Origin of the sequence: Noviherbaspirillum soli (assembly GCF_015352955.1) — a bacterium.
Classification (GTDB): Bacteria; Pseudomonadota; Gammaproteobacteria; order Burkholderiales; family Burkholderiaceae_D; genus Noviherbaspirillum_A; species Noviherbaspirillum_A soli.
Genome location: NZ_JACYOX010000030.1, coordinates 58,692 through 74,603 on the forward strand (window position 1 = coordinate 58,692; position 15,912 = coordinate 74,603).

9 protein-coding genes and 2 pseudogenes are annotated in these 15,912 nt (G+C 53.5%); 1 reads left to right on the top strand and 10 read right to left on the bottom strand.

Going from position 1 to position 15,912, the window contains the following annotated elements:
* Positions 1 to 1,061 precede the first annotated feature (1,061 nt).
* Positions 1,062 to 6,485 (top strand): sacsin N-terminal ATP-binding-like domain-containing protein, encoded by a 5,424-nt coding sequence (locus IGW04_RS18925; protein WP_194714648.1) that lies wholly within the window; start codon positions 1,062 to 1,064, stop codon positions 6,483 to 6,485.
* Between the two features lie 192 nt (positions 6,486 to 6,677).
* Here the strand turns inward: IGW04_RS18925 and IGW04_RS25845 are convergent.
* The 10 genes and pseudogenes from IGW04_RS25845 to IGW04_RS25850 form a co-directional block, all read right to left on the bottom strand.
* Positions 6,678 to 7,580, bottom strand: a pseudogene (locus tag IGW04_RS25845) (recombination directionality factor).
* Positions 7,581 to 7,665: 85 nt separating this feature from the next.
* Positions 7,666 to 8,661: a YqaJ viral recombinase family nuclease gene (locus IGW04_RS18940; RefSeq protein ID WP_194714651.1), complete on the bottom strand. Its 996-nt coding sequence runs from the start codon at positions 8,659 to 8,661 to the stop codon at positions 7,666 to 7,668.
* Between the two features lie 82 nt (positions 8,662 to 8,743).
* Positions 8,744 to 9,709: a DUF932 domain-containing protein gene (locus IGW04_RS18945; RefSeq protein ID WP_194714652.1), complete on the bottom strand. Its 966-nt coding sequence runs from the start codon at positions 9,707 to 9,709 to the stop codon at positions 8,744 to 8,746.
* Between the two features lie 99 nt (positions 9,710 to 9,808).
* Positions 9,809 to 10,219, bottom strand: a complete 411-nt coding sequence (locus IGW04_RS18950) for a hypothetical protein (protein WP_194714653.1) — start codon at positions 10,217 to 10,219, stop codon at positions 9,809 to 9,811.
* Positions 10,220 to 10,623: 404 nt separating this feature from the next.
* Positions 10,624 to 11,475 (bottom strand): phospholipase D family protein, encoded by an 852-nt coding sequence (locus tag IGW04_RS18955; RefSeq protein WP_194714654.1) that lies wholly within the window; start codon positions 11,473 to 11,475, stop codon positions 10,624 to 10,626.
* A gap of 480 nt (positions 11,476 to 11,955) precedes the next feature.
* Positions 11,956 to 12,519 (bottom strand): hypothetical protein, encoded by a 564-nt coding sequence (locus IGW04_RS18960; protein WP_194714655.1) that lies wholly within the window; start codon positions 12,517 to 12,519, stop codon positions 11,956 to 11,958.
* Between the two features lie 289 nt (positions 12,520 to 12,808).
* Positions 12,809 to 13,789, bottom strand: coding sequence for a DUF4917 family protein (locus IGW04_RS18965; protein ID WP_194714656.1), 981 nt, complete (start codon positions 13,787 to 13,789; stop codon positions 12,809 to 12,811).
* A gap of 336 nt (positions 13,790 to 14,125) precedes the next feature.
* Positions 14,126 to 14,443, bottom strand: a complete 318-nt coding sequence (locus tag IGW04_RS18970) for a hypothetical protein (protein ID WP_194714657.1) — start codon at positions 14,441 to 14,443, stop codon at positions 14,126 to 14,128.
* 197 nt (positions 14,444 to 14,640) lie between these two features.
* The gene (locus tag IGW04_RS18975) at positions 14,641 to 15,759 is read right to left on the bottom strand and encodes a hypothetical protein (RefSeq protein ID WP_194714658.1); all 1,119 of its coding nucleotides are present in this window, start codon (positions 15,757 to 15,759) and stop codon (positions 14,641 to 14,643) included.
* 33 nt (positions 15,760 to 15,792) lie between these two features.
* Positions 15,793 to 15,912 (bottom strand): annotated as a pseudogene (locus IGW04_RS25850) (IS5/IS1182 family transposase); the annotation flags it as partial.

Genomic DNA, 15,912 nt, shown 5'->3' on the forward strand with positions numbered 1-15,912 from the left:
GATTAGACGTAACTGCGACGCAGATGGGACTGGTCACGAGTTTTTTATTTTCGCTGATTCTTGAAGGCGTTGCGTGTCTATTTTGGTATATTGTGTTCCGATCTCGTGACTCATCAGTGACTCAACCCGTCATGCAGTTAGTCCCGGCAATCCCGGAGTTGACGAGACCCGGTAATGCTGATGATGCTCGGCCATTATCTGAAGTGGGAAGTAAGTTTGAAAAATTGATAATGAGGTTAAGGCTGTACGGCTCAAATTGACAGTTAATGGTGTTCAGAATTACTGCTACTGCGCCCAAAAGAAAGCTACAGATTTAATGAGGCTGGTTGAGACCAAGTTCAATGCGTAGACTCATGCTCCCTAATCAACTCTTATCCAGATAAATCCATACACTCTAGTTAAAGATTAATGCATGTTGTGTAAGTGTTTGATTTAATTGAATAAAGTGGTTTGACTCCTTAACGGCTATTTGGAAGGTCGCAAGAACTGAAAAGGCTTGTAACAATGTAAAAAATACGCTGATGGAGAGATGTAGGAGCTCATTGTGACTTGGCTTGCGCGTTGCCTGCGAGTAGAAGCCATGCGTCGTAACAGCTCAATACGTTTGAAAACATAAAGTGTAAATAATCTAGTAATCATGAACACCCAATCCATTGTTCATGATCAGAGTCTGCTTTTAGAAAATAAGCAGGCGATTTGAACATATATGGCCGTACAATATTGAGCGAAAGCTGGCCGTCATATGTGATCGCTAAACTGCGGCTACGCAGCGGACGCGGATTGCGTTATTACCGAATCGACCGCTTCGCTTTGGCTAGAAGCGGTTTTTGCTACTGTGGATTGATGGAACACTGGCGCAGGCGCTCATTGCCAGCGCACAGCTGGGTATCTTTCGTCGATAGTGTTTGCTTTAGCCGATATGGCTTGGTGCCACTCATGCCACCTTTGGCTGCCCACCTCGCCAGTCTCATGCGGCGAGACATAACAGCAGGAGAGACAACTCGGCCGTATAACGCCAGATGACTCATTCGGCACGAAAAGAATAAGGAGAGAATGAAAGCATGTCTGCTTCACTTATGAGCAACCAATTCCATGAGGCGATTGAGCCTGCTGCGCATATTCTTCATTTGATGCATCAACGGATTCAGCGGTACCGGGACGCCCGATCCGATCCTAGCCTTTATCAAAGCGTACGGAATATGTCGCAGTTCGTTTCCGACGATTATGGCAATCGCTTCCTAATTGAGCTTATTCAGAATGCACACGACGCGCACGATCCGTCACGCGAAGACGGTGAGATTGCCATCGTGCTCGACGCGACCGAGGGTGAGAATGGCCATCTGTATGTTGCTAACCGCGGCAACGGCTTTGCAGGCGAAAACTTGAAGGCCATTACCAACATCGCGTTGAGCAGCAAGCCCACGAACGCAGGCATTGGTAACAAGGGTCTAGGTTTCAGAAGTGTGCTTCAGGTTTGCAACTGGCCGGAGATTTACTCTGTCCAGGGAACGGGAGGGAGTGGCGTGTTCGACGGCTACTGCTTTCGCTTTGCCACGGTTGACGACTTAACAGAGGCGCTGGGTGCTGCGTCGACCGACCTCGCACAGGAGATGGAACAGAACTTGCCGTGCTGGCACGTGCCAGTGCCAGCACGCCCCAATCTAAACGTCGTACGGTTCGCCAGTGATGGATTTTCCACAGTAGTTCGCCTTCCATTAAAGTCCGGCGACGCACTTCGCACTGTCCAAGAACAGATTGAATTGCTGCTCAGCCAGAAGACTCCACTGCATCTATTCCTGAGCCGTGTCGGGCGCATCTCGATTGATGTTGGTGGGGGCAAGCCAGTAAATTTGGACCGTTCAGTATTGCAGACTTGGGCACATCAGTCCCCCGATTTAACGGGAGGCACGCTTATAACGATTGAGAGGGTGCACCTCGGCAAAGAAGAATTCGTGATTGGCCACTGGGACATCGACGAGAAGTCGTTTCGTCCCGCGTTGCAAGCGAGCCTTGACAAAAGTGAAGTGCCCGACAGCTGGAAACACTGGGAGGGCATTGCGCGGGTAAGTGTGGCGGTTCCACTCGGAGTGCCTTTGGACGACGGTAGGCTGTATTGCTTTCTACCCCTGGGAAGTGAGGGTAAGGCGCCTGTTGCCGGCTACATCAATGCCAACTTCTATACGAAGATGGACCGCCGCACGGTCGATACATCGATTCGCCTCAACGATCTCTTTATGCGCACGGCTGTGCGGGCTAGCTGCCAGATGATCGAATTTCTCGTCAAGGAAGGCTGGCTTGAAGCACCGAGCGCTGTATTGAGCCTATTGTGCTGGGACGATACATACATCGAAACGCTGAAGCTCGGCTTCGGTAATAATGGCCAAGGCATTCTGCTACGCAAGTTTCTGCCCGTGCATGGTGCAGGCGGGACAGTTGCATGGGCATCGTCAAAGGAGGCCTACGGTTGGAATGCGCAGCCAGATGCCTGTTTGTCATCTCGGCGGATTTGTGAAATCGGCGGTGGACGAATCCTTGTGGATTCAATTACACCAGCTCAACGCGCAAGGCTCGATCGTTTATACCTTCGTCTGAGAGGCACTGATTTCAGTCCCCCGGCGCCGCTAATCGCCGATTGGGTCGAGAAAATCGCTGGTAAATTGCACGAAGAGGGCGCTGCACCCGCAAGGTGGGCCTTGTTCTACGACGAGGTAGCAATGACACTCGCTACTCAGCCTGCAGTTTTGTTTGGCAAGCGTTTTCTACTGAGTGTGAGCGGTGAGCTTATTAGCAGCGAGTTGCCAGCTGCCGCCAACCCTGGTCGTACACGCCGTGCAGCCGATGTTTATTTTGCTCCAGTGATGTCTGTCGATGCGGACGTCGATGACGATGACAGTAAGCACTCGTTACCATTAGAGAGCCTGCCAACAACACTTCGTCGTGGCTTCGCGTTGCTCAGCCGGGATGTTCCCTGGCTCAAGGAGGACGGCGGCTACAGAGCAGGCCGGACTTTTCTAATATCAGGTAAGCTTGCGCGCGAATACGACACGCGCGACGTGTTGCGTACACTTGCATCTGTAACCCGTAGTGCCGACGCCGACGCCGCGGATACGCGCGCGCAGGCGCTCGAATGGGCTTTTCGTCTGTGGAATAGTGGTCGATCGCTCTCAGACAAGGAAACCCGTGCTGCTGGATTTTTCGTTCCAAGTGCTGAGGGATGGATCTCCGCAGAGACTGCAATGTTTGGTAATGGCTGGGACGTCACCAACGGTAAGAAACTTCAGGCATTACTTAGGTTAGGCGTGGCCTACTCTACGGATCTACGCCAGTCTCTCCGAAGGCTTCTACCGGAGTTTTCCGTATGGCCAGTTCGGTATGGTGTTCAAGACGACTGGGTTCGATTTTTGTGTGCGGCTGGCGTCGCTGATTGTTTGCGCCCGATTGGCGGCGAGAAGGTGACTTTAGAGCGTAGCGGAAGTCCTGCCAGCCTTGTGGTGTCGGTGGCGGGTTCTGTCGCGGGCCTTGTCGGCCCGTTGCGCGATCATTGGCGCAAACAGCTGACACAGAACTGCAACAAGATGTTCACATCCCGGTCCTACCGGGCAGAAATCAAGCCATGGCGCATCCCAGGTCAGGGCGACCTTGAGGCATTTCCTAAGGAAATACTCTACGACTATGCAGTTCAAGTTGTTGTTGCGATGCGGACCTTCACCGAAGACCATTACAGTTTTCGTGCTGTGCGCACTGATGCTGGAAAAGGGTCAACTGAGCAACATCGCTTGTCCACGCCCTTGTTCGCGTTCCTGACTGGTGCTGAGTGGGTACCTGTCCAGCAATCGGGAGGCACGGTACATTTCGTAAAGCCTAGTCACGCATGGCATTTCAACAGCGACGACGAGCGTCCACCGAGGTTCATGGAGTTCCTGGCGCGTCAGGTAGTTGCGATCATAGATCCAGCGACTCTTCAATGGATGCGTGAGCATGCGCAACTGGGCATATATAACGATGACCGTGACGCCCCGCAGGCTTTGCTTGCAACGGCTGACGCTGCTGCGGCGGGCATCACGGATGTGCGCGACGTACGGCGCTACCGAGAAATTTTTCGCCGTCTATGGGGGAAAGTTAGGGAAAGCGGCCAGCCTCCGCGCGGCGCGTGTGTACCGGTAATGAGTGCTGGCGCGATTGCCGCAGTCCGAAAGACGGCTGGCGGTGTTTCTTTGGCCTACTTCGACGATGAGCGCGACGCTTTGAAAATGCAGTTACTCGAAGAAGTAGGTGAAGCGGTATTTGACTTCGTTCGTGGCGATCAAGCCGCTGCATGGCAGTGGATCAACGCTAGTGCGCCTGGATGCTTCCGCCGGATTTCGGACGATCCAGCCGAAGTGTTCGTCGACGGCATCAAGTTCGACGACACCATGCAATCCCGCGCTCTGGCCGACATAGTCGGTTCTTGGGTTATTGATTTTTTTGTTTGCGTCGCAGAACACAAGGGTAGCTCGTTTGTTCAAGCGACTTCGAATACCTTAGGACGAATCCGGCGCGCAGCATTGGCCATGGTGGTCATCACAGGGAGGACGATCCAGATAGCACATGGCGAAAACCGCATTCCTTTGCCCCCGTCGCTTCGCGGCGCTCTCTCGCTGATACGTCCCAACGGTCCGGTCTTGATCGTTCAAACACCGGACCATGCACTGCCCTTGGATGTGCTTGCCGGTGCTGCAGGGCAGCTCGCGGTTGCGCTTGGATCACGCGAACTCGCCAATGGACTTGAGGCATCGCTCCTGCGTCTGGCCAGTATGCTGCAAAACAATCCTGGAGAAACGCCGGACGACAACATGATGTCGTCCGCGCTTGGTGTCGAGATGAATGCTCTCAAGCGGACACGCCACTTGGCGAGAGGTGAACTGATCAGTTTGCTTGACTTTGCCGTCCCGCTATCCGCATGCCTCGCGACACAACAGACGACGTCGCGCTTGCAAGAGCTTGCCAGTTCGGACGACCCGGCCCATGAAGATATACAGGCAGCGTTAGAAATGCTCGGATCTGAATTAGGTTTGTCGTTTCGGCAGCTTGAGGAGCGAATGGCAGGTTTGGTTGATCTGCGAGATTTGAAATTGGAGTTCCAGTTGCCGATTGCACTCTTCAACTCGGCCATCATGGCTCTGGGCGCACGGTACAAACCCGTCAATAACGAACATCTTCACCGCGAATTTTGGACTCGGCACCTTAGGCAACGACAGCCAGCGACGATGGAGCAGATTCGCGAGCGGTTGAGCGGAGTGTTCGATCGAGGCGATCCTCTCACGCAATATGTGTCCTCTCGCAAAAAAATTCTAAACGTGGCGCCAGATACAGCATGGTTCACCACTTACGATGAACTACCTGAGGCGGTCATGGAGGCCCATTTGACGCAGTGGATAATTGATGAAGTGCCGCAGGACTCCGCAGCTACGCCTTTGGAATTGCCGCTAAACGACTGTCGAATGCTAAACGGCGGGCGACTACGCAAATTCTGGGATACGTTTGCACCAATACTTTCCTCATGGGTGAGTGTCCCTAGTGTTTTAACTAGTTCCGAAGTTCGTCAAACTTGGAATGATCCCGCTGTAAGCCGTGAGACTTTCTTCGAAAACGCACGAGACAGCGGATGGCTCGATTTCCGGCCACTTGATGACGAAGCGATCGCTCTATGGCTTACGCGCGCTGGAGTATGGCCGGTAGGCCATGCCGCGAGCCGCGACCTTGATGTATGGGGTCTTTCAGCCAGTAATGTGGCAAGTAACGAAGATCGTGCGAAAGCGGAAAGAGCCGATTTACAGCGGCGCAGGACCCAGGTCGAGTTCAGTGGAACGACACTCTCTGCGCTGAGGACCGACTATGCAGATATTGCCGCTGCCGTCACGGCGAGCCTTGCTCAAGCTACAGCTCTCCACAGCGTCACATCTACGGATTCGCAGTTAGAAACAATGGCCCTTGCGATGCCAAGCGGTGGCAGTGGGGGTGGATCGAGTCGAGGCATACTGAAGAATCCTGAAAGCGGGATGTCGGATGAACAAAAGATGGCCGTCGGCCTCATAGGTGAGCTGTGGGCTCGAGATTGGATTCGTCAACGTCACCAACTTGACGTGGTGAATGAAAGTATCTGGGTGTCATGCTACCGCGACGCAGTACTCAACAGCAGTGGTGGCTGGGATGGATGGGGGTATGACTTCATCGTCGCTACGAAAAGTCGCACATACTACTACGAGGTCAAGGCGAGCACTGGAGATCCACGACGCTTTGAGATGGGTCCTACAGAAATCGGTGCAGCTCAGCGATATAGGAGCGACCGTGAGCACCGGTATCGTATCCTCTATCTCGCATACGTTAGCGATCCTGCACGCATGACGCCGACTCTGCTTGCGAACCCGTTCTCCAGCAAGGCTGAGGGCAAGTTCCGTGCTGTGGGCAAGGGGAGTGTTACATATGAATTTTCCCCAACTAATTAGGCACCGGCTATGGCCTTCCGTACCGCAAAGGGAATAGTCAGCCCTGTTAAGTCCGTTTTGGGCAGGGAGCTGTCGATCGTCCGTAAACAATGCGTTTGAAAAACAAAAAAAGAGGACCCGACGGCCCCCTCTTCTACGCCGTAATAGCCGACTAAGCAGCTACAGGAAACGTCGTAGCTGGTAGTTGATCAATCAAGGTTTCTGATTGATTCTGTCCTGGAGCTTGTCGCTCAGACTGAGTTTCTGTCGGCCTTCTTCCTTGCCAGATTGCCTCTCCGATTGGCCTGCATCCCCCTGTCCCAGTAAAAACTCCTCCACAATATCGACCGTCTCTTCTGCCGTATTTTTGAACACCCCATTGGCAAATCCGCTTTCCGCCGCCGCATCAAGCGCACCCTGATTGACCCCATTAGCAAGGCGAAGCTGATGCTCTTCCTTTGCTTTGTTCACGGCATCGACTAGGGTCATGCCATCGCGGATCGTGATGTCCGCGTAATAGATTGGTGAACGATGGCTTTATGTCGTGCTTTTTCCACGTAACCGTAATTGCAGGGGAAGACATGCAAGCATGTTTCCAGAAACCGCCTGGTAGTAATGCAGTCGTGCTGTCAGGTTGCGGATGCTGTTGTAGCCGGTGGTGCGGAAGATGAACGTCCCCAGATCATCGTCGTCCCCAATTTTCACGTTCAGGCGGCCGTAAGGCTTGCAAAGTCCGTCCGAGAATGTGCATTCGTCGGGCGAGGGACAAGGCAACGAGGTGATGCCCGATTCGCCATAACGCCGGCAATACTCGCCGTTGCCCACACAGAGAGGACGCCCGTTCTTGCGATCAAACAGGCAATATTCGGCGCGCAGGTTCAGTTGCGGTGCGTTGAACAGCACTCGGATGGGGATCGAGCGCAGCTTCTGACCGTTGAGATTCTGGCGCAAGTCACCATCGTAAGGATGCGCCACCCAGCCATCCCTGGACTGGATCTGGGTGGTAATCGTGAATTGATCGTCTTTCTCAGGGAGGCGCTTGCCGTTGCGCTCGATGACTTTGCCAATCGAAATGCGACCCAGAATGGGTGGTGTGATGGACAGTCCTTTGATCATGGGAATCCTTTCAACATAAGAAACTCCGCCTTTGCACCGGCGCGACAACTGCCGGACGCAAAGGGGTGAATGAAAACGGAGGAAGTTAGGAGCGGATCAGAAAACGTCGCGATCCGGGTTTGGTGATGGCGTACTGAGCTGCCAGTTCGGGATGCTCGGTAAGCAGTCGTTTGAAATCGAGGCCGGGACTGCCTTTACTTCGTTTAAAAGAAATCGCTCCGGTTTCAAACTCTGCAAAGGACGCATCGCCCATTGCCTGCATCAGGGTTTGCTTGAGTCGTTCGGCGTGTTCTTCCCGCCCCTTGATGTCTGCCTTGATCGATACCATGTCGGCGAAGGTTGCAGACAGGTAGCGGTCACCGCGGAAATCGACCGTGCTGGCATTGCCGGGATATAGGCAACGCAGCGCCAGCTCTGCTGATTCAGAGCCATCCGCCGGCGGTGGCATGTCGCTGGTGACATGCTCCCAGAACCGGGCTTCCAGCGGGATCAGCCGGGCGATTAATTCATCGTCTCGTTTGATGCGGTGGACTTCCAGTTTTTGACCGCACAGCAATACGGCTACGTCCGCAGCCTGTTTTCCCGTGACAGCCAATTGATGTTGCACCTGAAGCTGTACATATTCCGGCACTCCCTCGCGCCACAGACGTGCCCCGAACTCGCCCGCGGTCTTGCATTCCAGTATCTGCACACCAGGCACACCAACAATCTCTCGGTCCAAGTTAGCCAGCATGAAAGGAATGCTTGGATGCTGAAGTACGGCGTTAACCTTGCGGACCCGATTGCTGGTCTGCTTGGTATAGGCCGCTGCCACGATAGGTTCCAGGAGCGTTCCCCAATAGACCGGCTCTGTGCTGTCATCAGGATCCGGCTTCGGCAATTCTGCATCGCGTCCGGTCTTTTCCAGCCACAGTTCCAACTGGCTCTTGTAGGGGCTTAGGCCCACGGCTGCTGCTGCATCGGAACCTCCAATGCCATTCTTGCGTACTTCAAGCCAGTCCACGCGCTTGATTTTGCTCGTATCGACCAGACGCAATGCTGGACGAGGCTTTTGCTTCGGTACATGATCCGGTGACACCATGTTCAGACCTCCAAAATGAAGAAGCCCGGCTACGCTTGCGCGTGCCGGGCTTTATGCCGCAATGAATGAGGGAATGGATCAATCATGAAACTAACTTCAAGGCTTCATCCCACGCCTTTTGCTTCAACGCCGCGCCTTGACCGAACCAGGCCGCATCCAGGCGATGATCGGTACTGCGGGCGCGACGGTGATGGTCGACGAATTCCGTAACACTGTTTAGCAGGCCCCATGCCGTGCCAGCAGCCGAAGCCATTTCTGCGCCCTTGCCACGACCAACATATAGTTCCTGCACGGTCTTGAGGGCGCGATCATTGACGGCAATGGCGCTGCCATCGGTTGCGGGATTGACGGGATAGGTCAGGACGCGCTTGAGGAAGGCTTCGACCGTATCGTCCTTAACCTTGCACTCGGTCAGCGCCTTCATCCGGGCCATAAAGCCATCCCAGGATGAGACTGCAATTCCCAATTGACGCTTGACTGCTTGCGGGTCGAACTGACTGCGGTGTGGAACTTTAACAGCGCCGGCACCTTCGGCCAATGCAATCTGCAGCGTGTTGTTGCAGACCACGCGCACCGACGTGAATTGTGCCGTGGTCGCCAGGGTGCCATCGCAGGCGGTTGCCAGCAGCAGGTAACCGTTCACCCTGTCGCGACCCTTGAGGCAGACGCTTTGGCCAGTACGGGCCAATGCCCACAGTTTCCTGCCTTCCTTCAAAACGCCCGCTGTTTCCAGCTCGAAGCCGCCGGCTTCGGTCAGATCGCGGTAGAACTCCAGTATGTCGGCAGGCTGCACCACCTGGAAGCGGCGGGACACGACCGACAACGGCGCCTTGCTGTCCGAGCGGTAGAGTACCTTTTGATCTGGGAACGTATGGATTGATCCCAATCCATCGGCGGAGGCGACATAGCGTACATCTGCCGATTCGATGCACCAATTCATTCCAGCGCGTTTTGCCCAGACTTCAAGAGGTTGGCCGGGCGTAAGTTGATTGCCAAGGCCATGCCAAGGTGTTTCGTTGACGTAGGCCATCGTTTGAACGAGATGCATGAAGAACTCCTGAAAGATGAGTGCATAAAGCCCGGCTGGAGCCGGGCGAATGTGAGGTAAAAGGAAAAGGCCGTTGAGAAGTACAGCCGATGAGAGGAGCTACGACTGCTTCAGGCTGAAGGTATGGCCGCAGGAATGGCAGAGATAGTTATTGAGAATCTTCTCATCGATGACCTCGCCGAGCTTCACGCCAGTCGTGACGCTTGAGGCACCACTGATCAGCGCTGGGATTATGGCGGCCGCGATGCTGCCGAAGGTGATGGCGAAAGGGCTACTTACCAGGACGGCAGCGGTTCTGGCTTTGGCGGCTGCAGCGAGCGTGACGCTGGTTGCGCCCGCGACTGCTCCAATGGCACCACCGAGCTTGCGGGCACGGTTGCGGGTCTCAACATGCACAGAATGGCATTTTGGGCAAACCGGAATTGGCATTTCACCATGGTACGGATGGAAGCTTTGGGAATAAGTGTAACTGTCCTCGTTGTCATAGGGTTGGGAACGATTAAGCGACATCGGCGGTTCCTCCTTTTAAACAAAATCGGCGTGTCTCGACAGAAGCACTGCGCATAGAGCGCCTGCCAAGAAGAGGAGGGTGAAGACGGCAAGGTATTCGAAGGGGGACGAAGTCATGGGTGCCTCCTAAGGCAAAGATCATCAGTGCGGGATTGCGCTGATGGAGCCAGCAACTGTGCTGCTTCCATGAGTGATATGTGGCTGAAAAAATCTACGTTGGGCAACTCGAACGGCCTTGATATGTAGTGGGTCCAACTGGATCTGACAGAGCGTGTTAGATCAAGAATGTCGCAGTTTGACCCAAACCGGCCTGTCGACTTCAACGAAAACGGACGTTTAGCGTTGGAGATGAGCAGAGTTTTGGTGTCAAGGCCCGCTGAAAGGCGTCCGCTCGATAGTTTGGGTTAGGTTGCGTCAAGCAGATACTGATTGGCCCAATATCGAATCGCAGGGGAGACACCCGGGTACTTTGACAGGATATCGACAAACCTATGTACTTTATCGATTGTCTTCGGGTACTTCGCGCGCGCCAGTACATCCGCTGGTCGCTCGAAGTATGGGCAGCCATCTATCCTTGTCCGAATGCGATTTCCAGCAGTAGTCCACAGCAGGCTCGCGGCGTACGCGGGGTTCCAGACACTGCGTTTCGACTCAGGCTCGATCTCTTGAAAATAAATAGTCTCGATAGACCTAGTCGCCATTCGAATCTTGTTGCCACCGGTGATCTCCGGTTTGAAGAGGTCCAACTCCATCAATTGAGGCGCTTGCTCCGCTTCCTTGGGTGAAGGAGGTGCACGTTTAGACCAGAGTTCCGCTGCTTGAGCCAAGGCCTCATCAGAGACTTGAAGAGATGCCTTCCAATGTGAATTAAACCAGTTCTCCACGCCAGCGCTATCGATAACAGCCGCGGCCTCAATCCAACCCGTTCCCGCCCCGCTTTTGAAGCCAAGACCGTCCATGGAAAAGTTCGCGGAGCCCACGATCGCACGCGTGTCAGTAAGCACCACCTTGGCGTGCAGTCCCGAGAGATGGCGCACCTCTACATTCGGCATTGCACGCAGCGCTCTGATGACCTCTGGGTTGGTTCCGCCTCGAAGAAGGTTGCAGATGATCTGATATTTCTTGTTGCCATCGATAACTGTTTCGGCACCGGTGCCCCAGAAGGCGACTGCAATGCGTAGTGGCTGTGCGACTGGCTGCGACTCTGTCAAATGCTGCAACATGGCTAGCACAGCTTCTTTTGACTCAAGAAACATTCAATGCCCCCTTATGCGACCAGCTTCTTATAAATTGCAAAATGCTAGACTAACATGGGGTTGTCGTCATTGCATCGGCCCACGCCGACGCTACCTTTCAAATGGTTTGCAGTCTAAAACACAGGCTTTACAACATCGCCAAACAACACAGATCCTGAGAAACCAACTTATTACTCAAACTGCTACGTTTGGACTTAAATGGCTGGTTTGGGAGAAAACACCCACAGGCCGGATATGTCCGAATTCGGACCGGATTAGCTTTAGCTAAATGCGATTTTTGAGAGAAACGATGTACATACCGTGCCCGGCCGGCACTTGCTTCCAGATTTTTCCGCCTCGAGAATCGATCATCTGTAGTGGCTCCGACTTGATCTGACAAAAGGTATCAGATCATGAATATTGCAGTTCGACCCATACCAGTCGTTCAGTCGGGGCGGATGGCAGTCGTTGCTAAGTAATTGCGCTCCGCTCCAGTGCCTGCTAAAACCAGTGATCGAAGCCTTCTTTGAGTGCTGCGCGAAAGATTTCAACCGACAGAAATTTTGTCCCACCTTTGAGCCATTGGATGGCGCGCGACGGCTCAGTTGGGGAAATCGGCTTTATTGCAACATATTGCTGAATAGCGCCGTACAGTTCGTGAAATCCATGGACAAGGTCTGCACTGTCTAGTTGTGCAATTTCGACCTGTTCGATGAACTGCTCTCGAAACCTGAAGAACACAACGCACGGCAGATCCGGTTTGCTTTGAATACCGAGGACACTGAAGAAATGAGAGTTAAACCTCTCAACTGCTGCTTTTGTACTGGCGTGCAAATAGAAAACGCTTAGCTTGTCGCTGGAGAGACGATCAAGTTGAGCGAACACGCCCTGGTTTTTCAAAATCTTCCGTATAGCTTCGTCTTTGAAGTCGTAGAAGATGAACGCGAACGATTGCGCGCGGCCCCGAGCGAAGTGCTCGGCGCAAATGCCATCGAAGCGGCGGAGGAAGGAATCGAGGCCGTGTCCGATACCGTTTCCATGACCTTGCTCGTAAATTGGAATCATAATTGAGATATGAAGTTTGAGTATTGCTAGGCACCTGCTGCAAATTCAACTGCGCCATGCTGGCCAGCTGCTGTGAGCATAAGCGATTCCGATACCCAAGAAATACGCTCGATCGTGAAACGCCGGCACAACGGTTTCATCAGGCTGTTGCGTCGACCGGTTGAATCCGCAACCCAAAGCGGACACTGGGCGCGCACATACATGTGGCTGCTTCGCAGCAGTCGTCATTGTTCGTATCCGCGGTTTAGGGATCCTTTGCAGCGCATTTAATCAGGTGAAAGGATCTAGACTAACCCCATGCCGCAGCGGTACTGGCATCGAAGAAGTCCACATGCTTTCCAACTGCTCCAAAGAATGCCAACGAATTTGCTTTCAGTCGTCGATTGGCGTCACTGTCCTCATCCCCGAAGACGCTAACGAAGACCTGGCACGCGTCCGATTTGCGAATTGCCTCAAAGATATGCGCATCGTTATCATCCATTGAGTGCCCAAGGATAAATATTGGCATTCTATTGGTCTCCAACTGTCGCAGGCAGAAGCTTAGGTACGGGCTACGATCAATTCGCTGTTTCTTCTGTTGATGAGTAGGTTCAGAAACAAACAGCGGGAATTGCGGAGGTTCCATGTCCAGATTGGCGCGCACTTGATCGACGATTCCACCACCAACCTTTCCCGTATACGCATGTTTCCGAATACCAGTAGGTCCTTCGTAAAGATGCAGTCCGCCGTGCAGGAAGTGAACCATCTGCTCGGTTCCATACCCGCTCCACCGTCGTTTGGCCCGAAAGCCGTCATCGGTTCGCCACATGGGTTCGAAATCCTGATTTCGAGCCCAATACATCAGCAGATCGTAATTAACGGTAAAAATTTGACTAAAACGTCTTAAGAATGTTCGTACGGACAGATACTGAGCAGTTGTGAGATCACCCGGAAGCCGAGGGTGATTATTTGAAACGGCAGCTAAAAGCGCCTGCTTTAGAATCTCTTGATCCCTCTTGATATTGTCGATGGTTTGTTGTCCAACCGCGTGAACCTCAGCCACTATCTGCGCTGCAAGGAGTGCGCGCATGACGGCCTCAAAGTCCCAGGTATTCAGCCGTTTAAATAGCTTTCGTATTTGATCTTCACGGTCCTGAAAGTTTGCGACCTGAAGCAAGCTTGCGTAATTGAAAATGGCTGAGTTCCAGGCTTGCGAAAAACCGTTACCCAGCAAAATTGCCGCCTTACTATCTGGAACAAGCGTTGCAAAGGCTTCATCAAAAGTTAGCATGCAAAAAACTGTGAGGTTAATAAATTGAGACCGCTTTGCACTAGCTGAATAGCCGTGTGACAGTGTCACTTATTCGCTATTTGGCGCACTATCATACTGGTATAAAGTTGCGTTAGAGGATTGAAAATATTGTTTAAACCCAACGCTGCTTTTTTAGAATGCCCAATAAGAACCTCAAAGTCTGCTTCTGGCCGGTAGTGCTTGGTCTACATCCCTGAGGCATCGGCCGCTATCGGCTGCCATTCAGACGATTACCCGGTCGGGTTGAAGGAGAACAGCCGACCCAATAGTCGATCGACAAAACGGAAGCTTATGCCGCCTAGTGATGAGGCCCGGCTAAATGAGTTTAATGCGCTTGACTTGGTCGGGACACCCCGCCCCGACCCATTCCGCCGCAGCCGCGCGCAATTCTTCTTGTATTGCGGGATAGTCGAAACTGCTGCGGACCATTACAAAGTAGTCGGCACCGTGCCACTTCAGTATGGTGTTTTCGTGGTGCACATTTATGTCAAAGTCGAGATCCTTTGCCACTTTTTCGGCAAGCTCTCTTGCACCGCTTGTCCCATGATTGAAGACGGCAAGCTCATCGTTGTTCAGGTCTGAAGCGACTTGTGTGTGCGAAGGTGTCAGCTTGTAGAAATTGATCAGCGCCAAGTGGAACCTCAAAGTTGTTTGTCGAGGGAAGATGATAGCGCGCCGCCGCAGAAGGCAGTGGCAAGTGCTCAAGTCAACTTTCGTATGGCTTGTCATCAGCAAAGCTGTGCGTAATAAGCACGCGAGGTACCCGCGACCCGATGGTCGTCGCAATAGGCGAATGCAACAACAAGGCCCTACTTACATTGGGTACTGGTTCATTTGCTGTCGTTGTTGAGCTCGCGGAACACAGCAGGGAAGTACTCGATACGGCTGTCAGAAATCTCCTGTGGGTCGAACGAGCGGCGTTCCCACCGACCGATGGTTTCGACCTTGGCGATGAAGCCTTTGAATGGTCCGCGTCTGCCAGGTGCAAACGGCGCGTAGACGTGAGGGGCCTGCACGTTCTCGTCGCCGAGGTCATCGATGTCCAAGATATCGTCGAACGCCACAAGGCCGACAACTTCGAGCCAGGCTTGGTTCGCCTCCGGAATCTTGTTCCAGAACTCGTAGATCATCTGCCGCTTCTCGTCGTCCCGGTCTTCGCCCAACCAAGGGTCGTCATGTGTACGGCTTATAGCGTCATTCACAGCCATCGCAGCGTCCCACGATTTGCCATCGTCGGAGAGGTACGCGAAGTAGCGTTGCACGCAAAACTTAAGCCCGTCGTGCGACAATCCCCGGTACGGCCACACCATCCACAGCGGGTTCTTCTTGAAATCAGCGAGGTCGCCCGCGTACGGGTAGTCTGTGGCATCAGGCGAACGCAGCAATAACGACGCGTTAGACTGGTCTTTCAGCATGCGGTGCGCTTTCCTCTTCATCACCAACCGCGCCCGCAGGTCGGCTCGTTGTGAGCGCCGGCGGATGATCAGCGAAATGCCGAAGTAGGCAAATAAGAGGTGGTCGTTCTCAGGGCGGAATAGCCGGTCCTCGAGTTCAGCCTTGCCCCAGAGGTACCACTCCTCGATCTCCATCTCGCGGCACTTTCTGGCGAAATCGTCGCGGGCCCTTTTAGAGAAATCGCAGGCCGCCGTAAACACAAGTCCGTGAAGCTTCTCATCCGGGCCGAGCACAGTGTCATCTAAGTACTTGACCAACGCCTTCGGCCCAATGACCCGCTCACGCTTGCACTGGATAAGCCAGAGCCTATCATCAGCGCCCTCGTTGAGGGTTGACCGCTCTTCAATCGTTTCGCCGTCTTCCGCCGAAGCAGAGGGCTCATCTACCCGAGCAACGATCTCGTAGCCTCGCGCGTCGAACCCATCGTCCCCGCCTGAGCGCCCAGTGGCCTCGAGTCGCCGCCAGAGCTTGAACTCGTACGTGAGCTGTCGCACGAGGTCTTCGAATCTTTTTGGGTCTAAGAGCATCTAACAAAATGAGTTTTTCAAAATGCGCCAGCAAATAAGGGCGCAGCCCAAGTGAAGGAATGCTTCATGAATCGAGGGCAGTCGTTCGTAGCGTACGCGCAGTCGCCGGAATTGATGCAA